Origin of the sequence: Chryseobacterium sp. JAH (assembly GCF_001507335.1) — a bacterium.
Lineage (GTDB): Bacteria > Bacteroidota > Bacteroidia > Flavobacteriales > Weeksellaceae > Chryseobacterium.
Map to the genome: position 1 here is coordinate 479,450 of NZ_LMAH01000002.1, position 14,891 is coordinate 494,340.

The following is a 14,891-nucleotide window of genomic DNA, read 5'->3' on the forward strand; positions in this document are numbered from 1 at the left end:
AATCCGTGTCTTAATAATCTAAACAAAACATGAAATTACCAAACAGTTATACACTCAAAAAAGTTGTAATCTATATTAGAAGCAACTTTTGCGACAGCAATCCGTCTCAATAGTTTTGAATTCCTAAAAGCATTGAGGGCAGATCAACCATTAAAGCAAAACAACGCCAATAGATTTTTGTGGCGTTGTTTGTTATCATTAGATGATAGTATTTTAAAAACTCAAACTCTATTTATCTTTTAATAAAAGATTTTGACAAAGATGTTTTGCCACCTTTTATCTTAACGAAATAAACTCCGGAAGGTAATGTTTCAGTATTGATTTTCTGAGTGCGTTGAGAATTTGAAGATCCTAATTCCTGAGTTACAAGAGAACTTCCTTTTACATCAATGATACTTACAGTCAGTTTTTGGTCGGGAGAATTAAATTCTAAATTGATTTCATCATTCACAGGGTTTGGGTAAATAATCAATTCATTCTGTTTTTTCTCAATGTCTTTTACTGAAAGAACCGCTGTATCACATGCAGGAATTCTGTTTATACCATCAATTCCCCAAGAAGATTGCACAGGTATACACAACCAGCTGAATACCGTTGGTAAATGATCGGTTTCTCTTGTGGTTGATAGATAATCATAAATAGTGAAAGTGGTATTGGTATCTAAATTTCTTGTAGGAGTTCCTGTGATTGTTGCATGGTTGTTATTGCTGCTGAAATCTGTCAAAGTGTTCCCTGACGCTTCATTCATTTTATAATTGGCCAGTAACTGAGAGTAGAAAGGATGAGATGCTGTGATATCTTGGTTTGCCCAATTGACAATCACGTTGGCAGGCAATGCAGAATTCCATATTCTGATGTCTTTGTAGGAAGCTGCAAGATTAAGTCCGTAGGTATTTGTTCCGTCTTGATTGATTGTTAAAGGAAGTCCGGAATTGATATTTCCGATGTTCTGCATTTTGGCAAAGGTGACCACAACACCATCTTCGTACAAAGTAACCAATCCGTCTCTGTCAAAAGTCACAGCAATATGTTTCCAATGGTTGGTCGTCAGTTTTCCACCATTTAAATCGATTCTGTTCGTTCCGTCACCAATGTTAACTCTGTAGGTCTGTCCTGAATATCCTGAGATGTTGAAGCCTTTATTGTAGCCGTTGTTCCAATTTTTGTTGCTGATCATTACAGGATCGCTTGTGTAACTTACATTTGGCTTCACCCAAAATTCAACAGTAAAATCCTGCGCAGCTCCGAAGTTAAAAAGAGCTTGGCTATTAGGTTTTGCAAATGTTCCGGCAGATAAATTTAACTGATTAAATGTTTTAGGTGTTTGATTTACAGTTTTGCTGATTTGTGTGGGTGTGAAATCAGGATTAGAAAATATCGTGAAAATATTTCTTTCTGAAAGATTTGGGCCACCGTGAGATGTATTTGTGGCTCCGTGATCCGTTGTGACAACAACTAACCAGTCTTCATTATTGTACGTCGGTCTGTTCTTCATTGCATTCAAAATTTCACCAATATATTGATCTGTTGTTTGAATTGCAGCAACATACTGAGGTACGGAAGACGAAAAACCATACGAATGTCCTTCATGATCAACATCATCAAAATCTACGAATAAAATATCTGGATTATCGCTCTGAAGTGCTGTCAGCGCAGCATTTTTTACAGCAAGATCAGTTGAGAAGTTTGTTTTTACATCTGCATTGCTGATGATGGTATTGTTGATCGGTGACCAGTGAGCCAATGAGATTGTTTTAAGATTAGGATTATAAGTTTCCGCTCTTGTCAGGAAATCCGGATAGGAAGTGAAGTTGGGCGCCGTAAAATTATTGTCCTGCACATTATGTTTGGTATGCCAAACTCCAGTAAGCATCGTGCTCCAGCCGTTTCCGCTCCAAGTAGTTGAGGCGCAAAGGCCATCCAGCGAATAAATAGATTGGGAAATTAAACTCTGGATATTGGGTGTGTTGGATGACATCATGACATCGGCTCTGCATCCGTCGATTCCAATAAAAAGAACTTTCTTTGTTTGGGCATTGAAAAGACTTACCGTTAACAATGTTATCGCAAATAGTTTTGTTTTCATAAAATGATTAAGTTTACAAATAGTAATTAATTTAATTCTAAAACAAAAATAGTTTACTATTTGTAAACTAAAGTAAATTTAAAGTTAATTAAAAAAGAAAAAACTGCTCAGAGAAATTCCCTAAACAGTTCTTATTGAAAGTATTAAAAAAGTATATTTTCAGCATCCGAAATACGTTCAAATATGTAATCGGGTTTTGCTTTTTCCAATTCGCTTCTGTTTTGGGCTCCGCTAAGTACTCCAATAATCATTCCGCAGCCTGCATTTTTACCTTCCTCTATATCGATTGCAGAATCGCCTGCTTTTAAGACTTTTTTAGCATCACTAATCCCAAATTGTTTCATTGCAAGAAAAATCATATCCGGGTTTGGTCGGCTTACTGTAACATCGTCAGCAGTAATCATAGCATCAAAATGCACATTTACTTTCCAATCTAATTTTTTAATGAGTTGCTGAGCTATTTCAGATGAATAGCCTGTATTTAAAACCACTTTTTTACCTGAAGTTCTTACTTTAAGTAAAAAATCTTCGACCCCTTTTATAGGTTTTACTTCTAAATTTTGATAAGCCAATCTTAGTTCCTCTGAAAAATTTTTAAAGATCGCTTCTGCATCTTCTTTTTTTCCATTAAGTTCTTCCAGCAAGGTTTCTATAGCGTCAAATTTTTCTTTTCCTGCACAGCTTGCTAATACTTCATCTAAACTCACCTTATATCCTTGATTATTAACAGCCTGCATTAAAGTTTTATACACCACATTGTCTTCATCTATTGTTGTTCCTGCCATATCAAGAACCAGTAATTCTATCATATTCATTTTTTAAGAATAAATTGTATCAATATTAAATTTTGTGAATCCGCCACTTCCGGTCATTCCTTTTCCACCGATGCCTGTTATTATATGAATGTTGGGCGAAACGTTGTATTCGAAAATATCTTTGGTTTTGCATTGCGAATAAATTCCGAACCATCTTCGCTGAATTTCATAGGTAGGAAGATCGATGATCTTTTTGGCTTCATTAATCATAAATTCATCAATGTCCATATTTAAATCATAACTAAGATCATCTGCATTTTTTGCATCCGCATATTCGTGAGAATCACCAATAATTACAGAACCATCCAAAGCCTGTTTGAATAAAATATGAATTCCGAATTTCTTTTCGAATGAGCTTTTATCTTCACTTTCTTTAATTTTTTGAAAAGATGCGCATTCGGTAAATGACTCATATCTTCTGATGGAAAGTCCGGTGAGAATATTTCCCGGCAGTGAATAAATACCCTGCGGTTTGGTCTGAAGCATCTGCAGTTTGCTTACTTCGATATCACTTTCATTAAAAACTTCTGGATACAGTGTTTTAAACTCATGTCCGCCACAGATAATGATTTTTGATGAACTGATTTTCTTTCCGTCAGCAGTTACGGCAGTACACTGCAAATTATTTTCATTAGCCTCTACCACCGTTGTGTTGTAGAAAATATCAAGACCTTCCTGACTTTTCAGGTATTTATGAAGCTTAACAATCATCTCACTCGAATCTACTGAGATTTCCTGTGGGAAAAACAGTCCGCCTTTGCAGTAATCAGATCTCAGGCCGTCAAACTTCTGAATACATTCACTTTTAGACAGAATGACAGACTCGTAATCATTGTTTTTGTTAATCTGAGCCAGTTCTTCGATTAGCTGCAGTTCTTCATCGTTGGAGGCGATATAGACTGAGCCGTTCTGTCTTACGGTAAGATCAGTCTCAGACTGCAGATTTTTATAAATCTTTAAACTTTCCTTTCCGAAATTCTGCCATTTAATGTCCATTCCTGATGGAACGACCTGTCCGAAATTTCTTACAGTTGCGCCCTGGGGAACAGAGTTTCTTTCCAGAATGGCTACTTTGAGGTTTTTCTGTAATGCGTGGTAAGCATGGAATGTTCCTAGAATTCCACCACCCACAACGATTAGATCATATTGAGTATTCATATGTATTATTTTAAATTTTAAAAGCATCGAAACGAATCGGCTGTGATGTTTCTCTGTTGTCTGCACCGGATTTTGATCCTGATTTCTTTTGAAATGCCATAAATGCAATCACCGAAAATATGAGAACAACCGCAACGATGATATAATTAAGATGAATGTAAAACTGAAGCCAAGAGCGGTCCTGTGAACCTAAGTTTTTGAGAAAGAGTACTGAAACACTTCCTAAATATCCGAAGGCATCGACGAAATAGATGAAGAATCCTACATTTCCTTTAATTTTAAAAGCAGCAATCATCCGGTCGAAATAAATTCCGTTAAATGGAATATAACAGAGATACATCCCGAAACCCGATACCGTCATCCATAAAAACGGTGAAATAATGTTGACCTGAAATAAAACGGTAGATAATGCAACCAGACTAATTCCGCCAAAAAGAATGTAATGATAGTATGCAAATGCTTTTCTGTTATTTTTAACTTTCACCATCAATCCGAGGATCAGTAAAACCATTATGGAAATAGGAATTTCAGTGAGTGTGAAAACCGAACTGTCTGCGGCACCACTCATTTCGTCCCAGATCTCCCGGCTGAAATTATCACGGAAATCCCTTAAAACTGTCAGACAGATGTACAGAATAGTAATGCTTACCAACGGAAGGAAAAACTTCTTTACCAATGAACTTCTTTCTTCTTCGCTCAAAGGTTTTCTTTCTTTTTTTAAGATTATATCTTCTTCATCCGGTGCCGGAATTTTATTCAATAAAACCGCAAAAATAATCAGAGGAATTATAAACAGTAAGCCTGTAGCAAACGGCATCCAGAATTCTGTAATCCCAAAACTGTCCATTAAAAATTTTCCGGCAGATTTTACGACTCCTGAAGAAACTACAAAGCTCGAACAGAGAAACAAACCGATAATTTCTGTGGTTTTCCTTCCTTCAATGTAGGAGAAAACGATTCCCCAGATCATTCCCAAAGGAATTCCATTGATGAACATGAACAGAATATTGTATGGCGCGGGTCCGACTGCAAATCCAAGCAATGCAAGCTCTGCGATTCCAATGAAAGCAAGTAGGAAAAGGATTCTTTTTTGTGGTTTCAGTTCAGAGATAAATTTAATCCCGATAAATTTTGAAATAAAATATCCGACGGCCTGCGCAATGATGATTAAAATTTTATAATCAAAACCAAAGAATTCCAGGTTACTGAAAGAGGCCACCGCAAAAGGTTTTCTGAAAGCATACATGCAGAAGTAAACCCCGAAAGCAGCGATGGCCGCTTTTAGAGTTACACTCAGTGTGTTGTTTTTTGACTGATAGGTCATCATGGTCTTAGAAATTAAGTTTAACTCCGATATTTCCTCTTACTCCGTAATATTCTACCTGCTCCGGTCTTTGCTCATCTTTGCCGAAATGGTAGATCAAAGGTTTGTTCAGAATATTGTTAACATCAGCAAAAACCGTGATGTGATTATTGATTTGGTATGAGGTTCCAAAGTCAAGATTGCTGTATTTTCCGTAGTAGGAATCGTAAAGATCTTCTTCAGCATACTCCACTGCAAACTTCCCTTTGTGGTTGTATGCCAGTCTTGCATTGAACCCTTTTTTCTCGAAGAACAGTTGAATATTGTACAGTTCTTTCGCCTGATAAGGAAGTTTTACCATTCTGCCACTTGGTTTTTCCATTTCAGAAGTCATGAAGGTTGCATTCAGCTGCGTTCCGAAATACTGCAGAAAGCCTGGAAGAAAGTCGAATCTTCTGTTGATTCCCAGTTCGATTCCGCCGAGCCATGCTGCTTTTCCGTTGTTGGGAGCACTGAACTGTACGCCATTGATTCCATTATAATTTCCAATAAAAGAATCCTGAAAAATTGGGTCTGTGATCGATTTATAGAAAACACCACCACTCAAAATCCCTACATTGGAAAAATAATATTCACCCATTAAATCAAGGTTGACAGAATATGTCGGGTTCAGGTTTGGATTTCCGCCTTTAAACTCATTGTCCGCTTCAATGTAAGTTCCGCCAGGAGTTAAATCACCAAAATTTGGTCTTGAGAACGTACGTGTTGCAGCAAATCGCAGATTGGTTTTGTCGCTGATCATGTATTTCAAATGCAGCATCGGTAACACCGCAAGATAGTTTTTGGTATTTTCCACGGGAGTCAGAACATCTTCAATAACATTATAACCTTTTACTTTGGTGTGCGTGTTGGAAAATCTCAAACCGCCCAAAATGGTTATTCTGTCATTGATTTTGTAGGTTCCCATTCCGTAGGCATCCGCATGTTTTTCAAAAACGTCGAAATTTCTTCCCAATGCTTTATTGTATTCCAGTGCTTCAGAATCGGTTTTATTGATGGTTAAATTTCCCTGATTCTGGAACCAGAACTGATCCATTCCTCCAGTGGAAAGTACGGGACCGAAAGTGTTTCCGATATTTGTATTCATCTCGCTCAGATAATTCGCACCTCCAGGTTGAGTGGTGATATGCTGACCAAAATCTGATAACAATGGAGCCGTTCCGTTTGACCAATTGTAGAAAATATCAGAAAAGCGTGCGTTACGTTCTTTATCGCGGTATTTTAATCCGTATTTTAAAGTTAATTTATCTGAGGCTGTGATTTCATGATTGAAACCTGCAACGATTTTATCTTTTTCCTGAACGTAGACTTTGTAGAATTCCAAATCGGTGAATCTCATTTGTCCGGCATCCATTTTAAAGTTCGGATCACTGTAAAAACCAAATAATGCATCAGGATCCTTTAAATCTAATTTTCCGCCATCTGCCTTCCAATAGGCTCTTGGGCCATTTCCTTGATCTGCAATATAATTCGGATTAATACCTACACCGTTTTGAGTATATTTAATGACATAATAAGAATTATTCTGCTTGTCGGGAACATTTCCATATTTGAAAAGGTTGTTGTAATACGAAAGATCCCAGTCGACTTTACTTTTACTGAACTGATGAACTCCGCCTAAAGAAACTGAAGTGAGTTCTGTAATCAACAAATTATGAATATTCTGAAGTTCAACTCTCGCCGTGTTGTTTGCAGCACTGAATTTATCGAATCGCACTCTGTGTTTATAATGCGTTTCATCGTCAGAAAGAGTTCCGTACATTCCTTTCAGATATAATGTGCTTTTCGGAGACAACACATATTCCAAAGCAGCGTTGGCTCCTGTGGTTTTTCTTACCCCGTTGTAATCGCGGAGTTCCATTCTGAAAACCCCTTCATCACCACTTCTTCGTGCTTCAAAATTATCCGTTGACCAGTTTCTGATAAAGTGCGAAAAGTTAACAAGATATCCGAATTTTTTATCCTTTGTTCTTCCTCCGTAAAGCAATCCCAAATTGTAAACTCCTTTATCCGACTTCGCATTGTATCCGGTTCCTAAAGTTCCTCTGAACTCAGTTTTCATCGGTGGTGTTTTTGTAATGAAATTAACACCACCGCCAATTCCATCTGCTTCCATATCAGGAGTGAAAGATTTGTTGACATGTACGTAAGAAATCAGTTCAGTCGGGAAAAAGTCGAATGCGGTAGCTCTTGAAGTGGTTTCTTCTTCAGCGGTCGGAAGTCTGTTTCCATTAATGGTTGTGGAAGCCCAAAATGGCGGAAGTCCTCTCAAAGAAACAAATCTTCCCTCTCCCTGATCACGTTCGATGGAAACACCCTGAACTCTCTGTACAGTTTCCGCAGCATTTCTGTCTGGTAGTTTTCCGATACCGTCTGAAGCGATAACGTTTGAAATATTGATCGCATTTTTCTGCATATTCAAAGCTCGGGCTTCACTGTTTTTCAAAGAACCTGTAACAATTACCTCATCAATATTCTTTTGTTTCTGAAACATTGAGATGATTCCCAAATCAAGGGACTGATCTGAGCTCAAATCAATCATCATATTTTGAGGCTCATAACCGATGTATGAAAATTGCAGATCGTAGTGACCAGGCTTAAGGTCATTGACTGAGAATTTTCCATCAACATCTGTAATGACGATTTTTGAGCTGCCCTTAATCTTAACCGTTGCACCCGGCAGTGGCTGACTGCTATCTGAAACTGTTCCGGTGACAATCTGCTTTTGTGCTGAGACAAATATCGTACAGCAGGCAAAGAGAGGAAATAAAGATTTTTTTATAATCGCTTCCATTGTTTACATATATTAAATTTCTATTGCAAAACAACTCAATAATTTTAATATATGTAAATTTATAATATTAATTTATATTTAATAAATGTTGGATGATTGTTAACTTAATCTTACAGAATTATAATTATATTTCTTTCACAAATACCAACTTGAGAGAATGTAAAACACTGATGAACAAAGCATTAATTGCTTAAATGCAAAATGAACTGCCAAGGGACAGTTCATTTTATATGATATTACAGAATGGAATTTAGATTAACAGATTTAAATATTCAAACTGTATAATTTTACTATTTGTAAACTTATGCCAACTTGAGAATAAGATTTCGATGATTTTTTTAATTCTTATCAGAATAAAAGTACAGCACCAACATCACACAGTCTTCGTCGGAAATACTGACCGGAACGTGTGGTAATTTACCGTTGAAATAAAGCGAGTCACCCTCCTGAAGTTCAATTTCCTCATTGTCAATGATGTACTTTACTTTTCCTTTTAAAATGTATTTAAATTCCCAGGCGTCGGTAATTACTTTATCTCTTTTTGAATTAGGTTTCAAGGTTAATAAAACTGCTTCAAATCCTAATGAGTGTAGGCTTTTGCTGAAAATATGCATGTACTTAAAACCTTCAGCTTCCACTTCTTTTTCAATGACCTGTTGATTTTCCTTCGGAACAAAAATGAATTTAGCATTAGATTTTTTCTCAACGCCTTCAAAAAAATAACTGGCATCAATATCCAAAGACTGTATCAATTCCAGCAAAACCGGCAATGAGGGAATTGTCCTTCCATTCTCTATCCTAGAAACCAAACCGTTGCTGACATGGGCTTTCGTAGCAAGATCGTTGATGGTAAGATTATTTTTCTTTCTTATGTCTTTTAATCTTTTTCCGATTCCTATTAAAAAATCACTCATTATTTAATGTTTCAAACTTTGTATTTATTGTGACTGTAAAAATAGCAAATAAATAAAGTGCTCTAGTAAATAAATGTTACAAATAGTAAATATTTTAATTACTATACTTATTCCTTATAAATTAATTACTTCGAACTAGGTATACAGAATTTTTAACACTTTTAGACGATAAGAATAATGCTGCGAGTCGCTTCATTGATATGATGATAAAGCATAAGTCAGTTCGTCCTTCGTTCATGTTGGATGACTTCATGCATTGTTGAATATTAAAATAGGTATCCTGCAGTCAAAAAATCATTTGAACATTGCTATTACAAAGGGACATGGAAATTATTCTACAGCTTAAACTACTGTAATTTTTCTGATCTTTTCATACACTTAAAGTTAACTACCAAACAAAGTTAATAACTCCAATAGAACTGTTGTATTAACACTTGTCAATATAACTGGAATTTCAGGCGGGAAATTCTGAAAATATATCAAAGTTTAAAGCGAAAAAAAATCCCGTAATAAACGGGATTTGAACTTCTTAAATTAAGAATTATTTTATTTCAACCGGAACCGATATTTTATCCCAATCCATTGTGAATCCATTGCTGTTTACTTTATAAACCAAAGATTCCTGTTTTGCCTGTAAAGGTTTTGTTTTAACATCAACACGCAAAGCATCTTTAGATTCTTCGTATTTATAAGCGCCCCACTGTTTTGACTCTTTATTAAAAACTGCAGTCCACGTTCCTGATTCTTTAGGTACTAAGAAAAAGCTGTATTTACCTGCAGGCAGTTTTTTACCTTGAACGGTAATATCTTTATCGGTTTCGAAAGTAGTTGCTTCATTGGCACCAGCACGCCATACTTTGTTGTAAGCTACTAAATCACCCCAGATTTTACGGTCTTTAACAGATGGACTCGCATAAGCGATCGTAATGTTAGCATCTTTAATTTTTCCGGTTGCAGTAGCCGCAGGGCTTGCAGGTTTTTTAGCTTCCTGTGCAAAAGCATTCACTGAAACCGTCATTGTTGCCAAAACAACTGCAACAGTTTTAATCATTGTTTTCATATTATTTTTGAATTGATTGTTCATTTATTTACGAAGTTACATCTTTCGGCTTATAAAACAGTAATCCAACTGCCGAAAATATAATCACTGCAGCTGCCCCAATGACGTTAAGCCAAAGGAAAGAAACGATATCGAACTGATAAACGGCTATCACCGCTATTTCTGCTAAAATTGCTGAAACAAACACATTCGCCCCGTTGATTTTTTTAAAGTAAAAGGCAACCAGAAAAATCCCCAATATCGGTCCGTAGAAAAGAGATCCCAAAACATTCACCGCTTCAATCAGTGAACCCATCTGAGTGGCAAACATGGCGACGCCGATCGAGAATATTCCCCATGCTAAAGTGTGCAGGCGGCTGTACTTCAATTCGGTTGCATCATCAGGAATTTCTTTTTTGAAGATTAAATGGACATCTTTCAATGAGCAGGCAGCCAAAGAATTCAGCGCTGCAGAGATCGAGCCCCAACTTGCCAGAAATATAACGGCAAACAGTAAACCGATCATTCCTACGGGCAAAGTGTTTTTGACGAAATACAGGAAAATGTAATTGGTATCCGTTTTCTCCGCATTGTAATTTGAATGATTAATTGCTTCCTCTACTCTGCCGTGAAGTTCCTTTACTTCGGTTTGCGTATTTTTAAAATGCTGAATAGTTTTGTTAAGTTGTGGAGATTGAGTTTCTTTCAACCTCAGAATTTCTTTTGATTCTGCATTAAATTTTGTCTGCAAATCCTGATGCTCCTTTTCAAATACCGCAGCCTGTTCAGGTTTTGTATCCTTTAAAAACTGATAAGACCTTTCATTAAAATAAACCGGAGCGGGTTTCAGGGAAAAGAAAGCAAAAAGTAAAGCTCCGATCAAAAGAATAGCAAACTGCATCGGAATTTTAACCAAACCGTTCAACAGCAAACCCATTTTTGCATTCGTATTGTCTTTCGCAGTAATATATCTTCCGACCTGACTCTGGTCGGTTCCGAAGTAAGAAAGTGCCAGAAAAAAACCGCCAATCAATCCGCTCCAGATATTGTATTTATCTTTCCAGTCAAATTCTGTGGTGATCACATTCAGCTTTCCGGATTTCCCTGCCAGATAAAGGGCATCGCTGAAACCAATTCCATTCGGCATATTTTGGATGAGCAGATAACCTGCGAAAGCCATGGTTCCCAAAATAATCAGAAATTGTAATTTTTGGGTATGAGCGATCGCTTTGGCACCACCAACATAGGTATAAATCAAAAGAATTCCACCGGTTAAAACATTCGTCAAATAAATATTCCAATTTAAGACACTTGACAGAATGATACTTGGAGCGTAGATACTGATTCCTGTCGATAAACCTCTGGAAAAGAGAAAAAGCATCGAAGTGAGCACCCTTGTTTTTTTATCAAAACGGTTTTCCAGATATTCGTAAGCGGTATAAACATTTAAGCGCTGAAAAATCGGAATGAAAGTAATGCAGATCACAATCATCGCCAAAGGAAGACCAAAATAATACTGAACGAAACGCATCCCGTCTGTATACGCCTGACCCGGTGCTGAAAGGAAAGTAATGGCACTTGCCTGTGTAGCCATAATACCGATGAGCACAATATACCATGGCATTTTATTATCTGCTTTCAGGTAAGATTCGTTGCTTTTTTGGCCACGGCCGATAAACACACCGTAAACTACCACCGCAACCAGTGTGAAAATAAGAACGGACCAGTCTATATTGCTCATGCCCAGAATTTAGTAAAGAGATAATAAAATACGATTTGAACTACAAGTGCGGCAGCCAGTAATATGTACCAGGTGTTCCAGTTTTTAAGTTGATTGTTCATCAGTTTTTCTGTGCAGATAAAAAATTTAAAAATAAACGTGCGGCTCCTACATTTCCGGCAGGCAGCTGTCTGAAAAATGCCAACGGTGTATAAATAAAATTCCCCTTTCCGTACTTGGTATATAAAGTTGAACCCTGCAAAGGGTCTTCACCGCTGTCGTGCATTTCAAAAAGCGGTTCATACCCCGCATCCCATTGATCTGGGAAATAGGCGCCACGCTCCTGTACCCAGCCGTTAAAATCATCCGCAGTAATTTTGTTCGGGTAGTTCAGTAATTTATGATTTGGATTTAAAAATTTAACCGCAGCATTCTCTTCCGTCACCCGCTTATTGGCAATGCTGAAATTATACATTCCCAGTTGATTAACCGTTGTATCCTGATTGGTATTGTACTGCATTACGAGATTACCACCGGCTTTTACATAAGACCATAAAAATGGCATCCAGCGACCCAGTTTTTTCTCTTTGTTATTGGCGCGAACGCCCAATACAATCGCATCGTATTGCGAAAGTTTGTTGAGACTTGAGTTTCCTCCAGATCCATCAGGATTGCCATAAAAATCTTCGTCTTTCAAGACATCTACCCTAATATCCGCAATGCGCAGAAACTCAGGAATAAAATCGCCAGCACCTTCTACGTAAGCTACTTTTCTAATCCTGGACTGAATATCTCCTTTCATCACGGCAACCGTTGCAGTTTCAAAATATTGTAACGATGGTAAATGTGGATATTGAATTAATACCTGCTTTTTATTGTAAGTTATTCCATCTGCAACAAAATTGGCATCCAATTGCAAACGATTAGAACTGATTGAGGCAAGCTTGGTTTTTGGAATAACATAATCAACTGTAAATTCTTTACCATTGATAGATTTTAAATCCCCGCCACCTAATCGTTCTCCGTTAAACATTAGATTGACTTTTCCATTACTGAACTGTTTATTTGAATTAACCTTAAAATTTAAGCTTAAATTCAAATCTTTATTTTCTTTAATTAAATATAATGGCTGAGCAAATTTCAGTTCTAAGGCAGGAATAATACGCAAGGCTTCCACCACATCACCCCGCACCGGATCTAATTTTTTGAATGACAGAGGAAGTTTGACCTGAAACTTTTCTGCACCGATTTTTAAGTCAATCAATACATTCAGTGGTGATTCTGTTTCCGGCAAACCGATTGATGTTTCATTCGGAACAGAGAAAGTGGCTGCGTCCGTGGCAGGTTTTGCCAACCAATACGGTTCTGTAAGTGCTGCATCAACAGGAATCTGAATTTTATGTTCGATGGTGATTAAAGAATCTTTTGACAGTTTTCTGGTAAAGCTTTCAGACTGATTCAACCATTTTACATTTTCCAAAACGACAGAATTTTCAGCTCTTGAAATCAAATTTAATCTGAAATTGTACTGATCTCCGGCAACCGCTTCAGCCTGATTGGTCACTACCTCACCCATAAATCCCACGCAACTTAAAATGATTTGATCAAGAGATTTATTTTTATCCTTTTTTAGGTCTGAGTCTTGCAGCGCCATGACCTTTTTTCGTAAGGCAAGCAAAGCAGGCAAACTCAAATCAGGTTGATTGAAATTAAAGGCAGAAATAATTTTATCCAAAGACTGGTCAATATCAGCGTTTCCTTTGGCCGTCCAGTTTTTTATTACGCCATCAAAAAGTGTAGATTTTGCGGGCTCACCGGCAACGTGACTGAAATATTCAGTTTTGATTCCGGCTACAGATTGCGTTCCTGCTCCCTGACTTTTATGCAGACTTCTGCTTAGTCCTGCCAGTTCACCATAGCCCATTCCCAGTTGCGCATCATATTGCCCAACGGTAATTTTCAGTTGATTTTCAGCAGTTGTATTGACTGCTCCAAATCGGAAAGTATTCCACAATACCCGTTTTGGTTGCCATACATTGACGTATTTCAGTTGATTAGGGAAAGCATTTTTATCGCCTGCCAGTTTAAAAGCTTTTTCAGCAACCACAGCCGAAGCCGCATGTTGTCCGTGGCCTGCCGCAGCGGTAGGCGGAAAACGACAGATGATCACATCGGGACGGAATTTACGGATGACCCAAACTACATCAGCGATAATCATGTCCTCATTCCACTGTTTAAAAGTATCGGTCGTATTTTTAGAAAACCCGAAATCAATCGCGCGGGTAAAAAACTGCTGAGCGCCGTCTAACTTTCTTGCCTCCAAAAGCTCATGCGTTCTGATCAAACCCAAAGCAGCACCCTGCTCTGTTCCCAGTAAATTCTGACCGCCATCACCTCTGGTTAACGATAGGTAGCCTGTTTCCACATTTTGCTCGTTGATTAACCAAGAGAGCAATCCAGTATTTTCATCATCGGGATGAGCCGCCAGATATAAAACTTTAGGAATATTTTTGAGCGTTTTGAGTTCGCGGTAAATTTCAGATGATTTTGAAGGACGAACCTGCTGACCCAAACAAAAAACCGAATAAAAGCCAAGAATAAATACAGTGATTACTTTTCTGAACATTTGAATTTGCTTTGCAAGGCAAATATAAGTAAATCGTTTTTCTTTCGACCTTAAAAGAAAAAGTACCTAGCAAATCTAAACATTCTGTTATTTTCTTAGTAAAATCTTCATTTTAGTATAAAACTAAAGTCTAACTATGTCAACTTCGACTGTCTTAAATGAGTAAAATTAGATTACAAAAAAATTTAGCCGGTAAGAAAACTACAGGATGAAAATGAGCTTTGCAGCAGTTACTTAATTTGGTTGAGACTATTTATGGATGATTAAGGTACATAAAGTTAGGTAATATCTGCCTTGTTAATAAAAATTAATTATTATTAACTTGAGTGACAAATTGGGACAAATTTTACAAAAACTAATTGAAATATGACAAATC

At 37.2% G+C, this 14,891-nt stretch carries 9 protein-coding genes; all 9 read right to left on the reverse strand.

The window, feature by feature from the left end:
• Positions 1-232: 232 nt before the first annotated feature.
• The 9 genes from AR685_RS05820 to AR685_RS05860 all read right to left on the reverse strand — a co-directional run bounded on the left by AR685_RS05820 (position 233) and on the right by AR685_RS05860 (position 14,515).
• Complete coding sequence (locus AR685_RS05820) at positions 233-2,086, reverse strand: alkaline phosphatase family protein (RefSeq protein ID WP_059123991.1); 1,854 nt, start codon at positions 2,084-2,086, stop codon at positions 233-235.
• A gap of 143 nt (positions 2,087-2,229) precedes the next feature.
• The gene (locus AR685_RS05825; protein ID WP_059123992.1) at positions 2,230-2,901 is read right to left on the reverse strand and encodes a phosphonatase-like hydrolase; all 672 of its coding nucleotides are present in this window, start codon (positions 2,899-2,901) and stop codon (positions 2,230-2,232) included.
• Between the two features lie 3 nt (positions 2,902-2,904).
• A complete protein-coding gene (locus AR685_RS05830; RefSeq protein WP_059123993.1) occupies positions 2,905-4,059 on the reverse strand; it encodes a TIGR03364 family FAD-dependent oxidoreductase in 1,155 nt (384 codons plus the stop codon).
• 10 nt (positions 4,060-4,069) lie between these two features.
• Positions 4,070-5,386, reverse strand: a complete 1,317-nt coding sequence (locus tag AR685_RS05835) for a DUF5690 family protein (RefSeq protein WP_228376394.1) — start codon at positions 5,384-5,386, stop codon at positions 4,070-4,072.
• A gap of 4 nt (positions 5,387-5,390) precedes the next feature.
• Positions 5,391-8,216: a TonB-dependent receptor gene (locus tag AR685_RS05840; RefSeq protein WP_059123995.1), complete on the reverse strand. Its 2,826-nt coding sequence runs from the start codon at positions 8,214-8,216 to the stop codon at positions 5,391-5,393.
• Positions 8,217-8,554: 338 nt separating this feature from the next.
• Positions 8,555-9,130, reverse strand: coding sequence for a helix-turn-helix domain-containing protein (locus tag AR685_RS05845; protein WP_047442651.1), 576 nt, complete (start codon positions 9,128-9,130; stop codon positions 8,555-8,557).
• Between the two features lie 541 nt (positions 9,131-9,671).
• Positions 9,672-10,190 carry a DUF2911 domain-containing protein gene (locus AR685_RS05850; RefSeq protein ID WP_047443038.1) on the reverse strand — a complete coding sequence of 173 codons (519 nt, stop codon included), beginning with the start codon at positions 10,188-10,190 and terminating at the stop codon, positions 9,672-9,674.
• A gap of 28 nt (positions 10,191-10,218) precedes the next feature.
• The gene (locus AR685_RS05855; RefSeq protein ID WP_047442650.1) at positions 10,219-11,910 is read right to left on the reverse strand and encodes a sodium:solute symporter; all 1,692 of its coding nucleotides are present in this window, start codon (positions 11,908-11,910) and stop codon (positions 10,219-10,221) included.
• Positions 11,911-12,010: 100 nt separating this feature from the next.
• Complete coding sequence (locus AR685_RS05860; RefSeq protein WP_059123996.1) at positions 12,011-14,515, reverse strand: PIG-L family deacetylase; 2,505 nt, start codon at positions 14,513-14,515, stop codon at positions 12,011-12,013.
• Between the last annotated feature and the right edge of the window lie 376 nt (positions 14,516-14,891).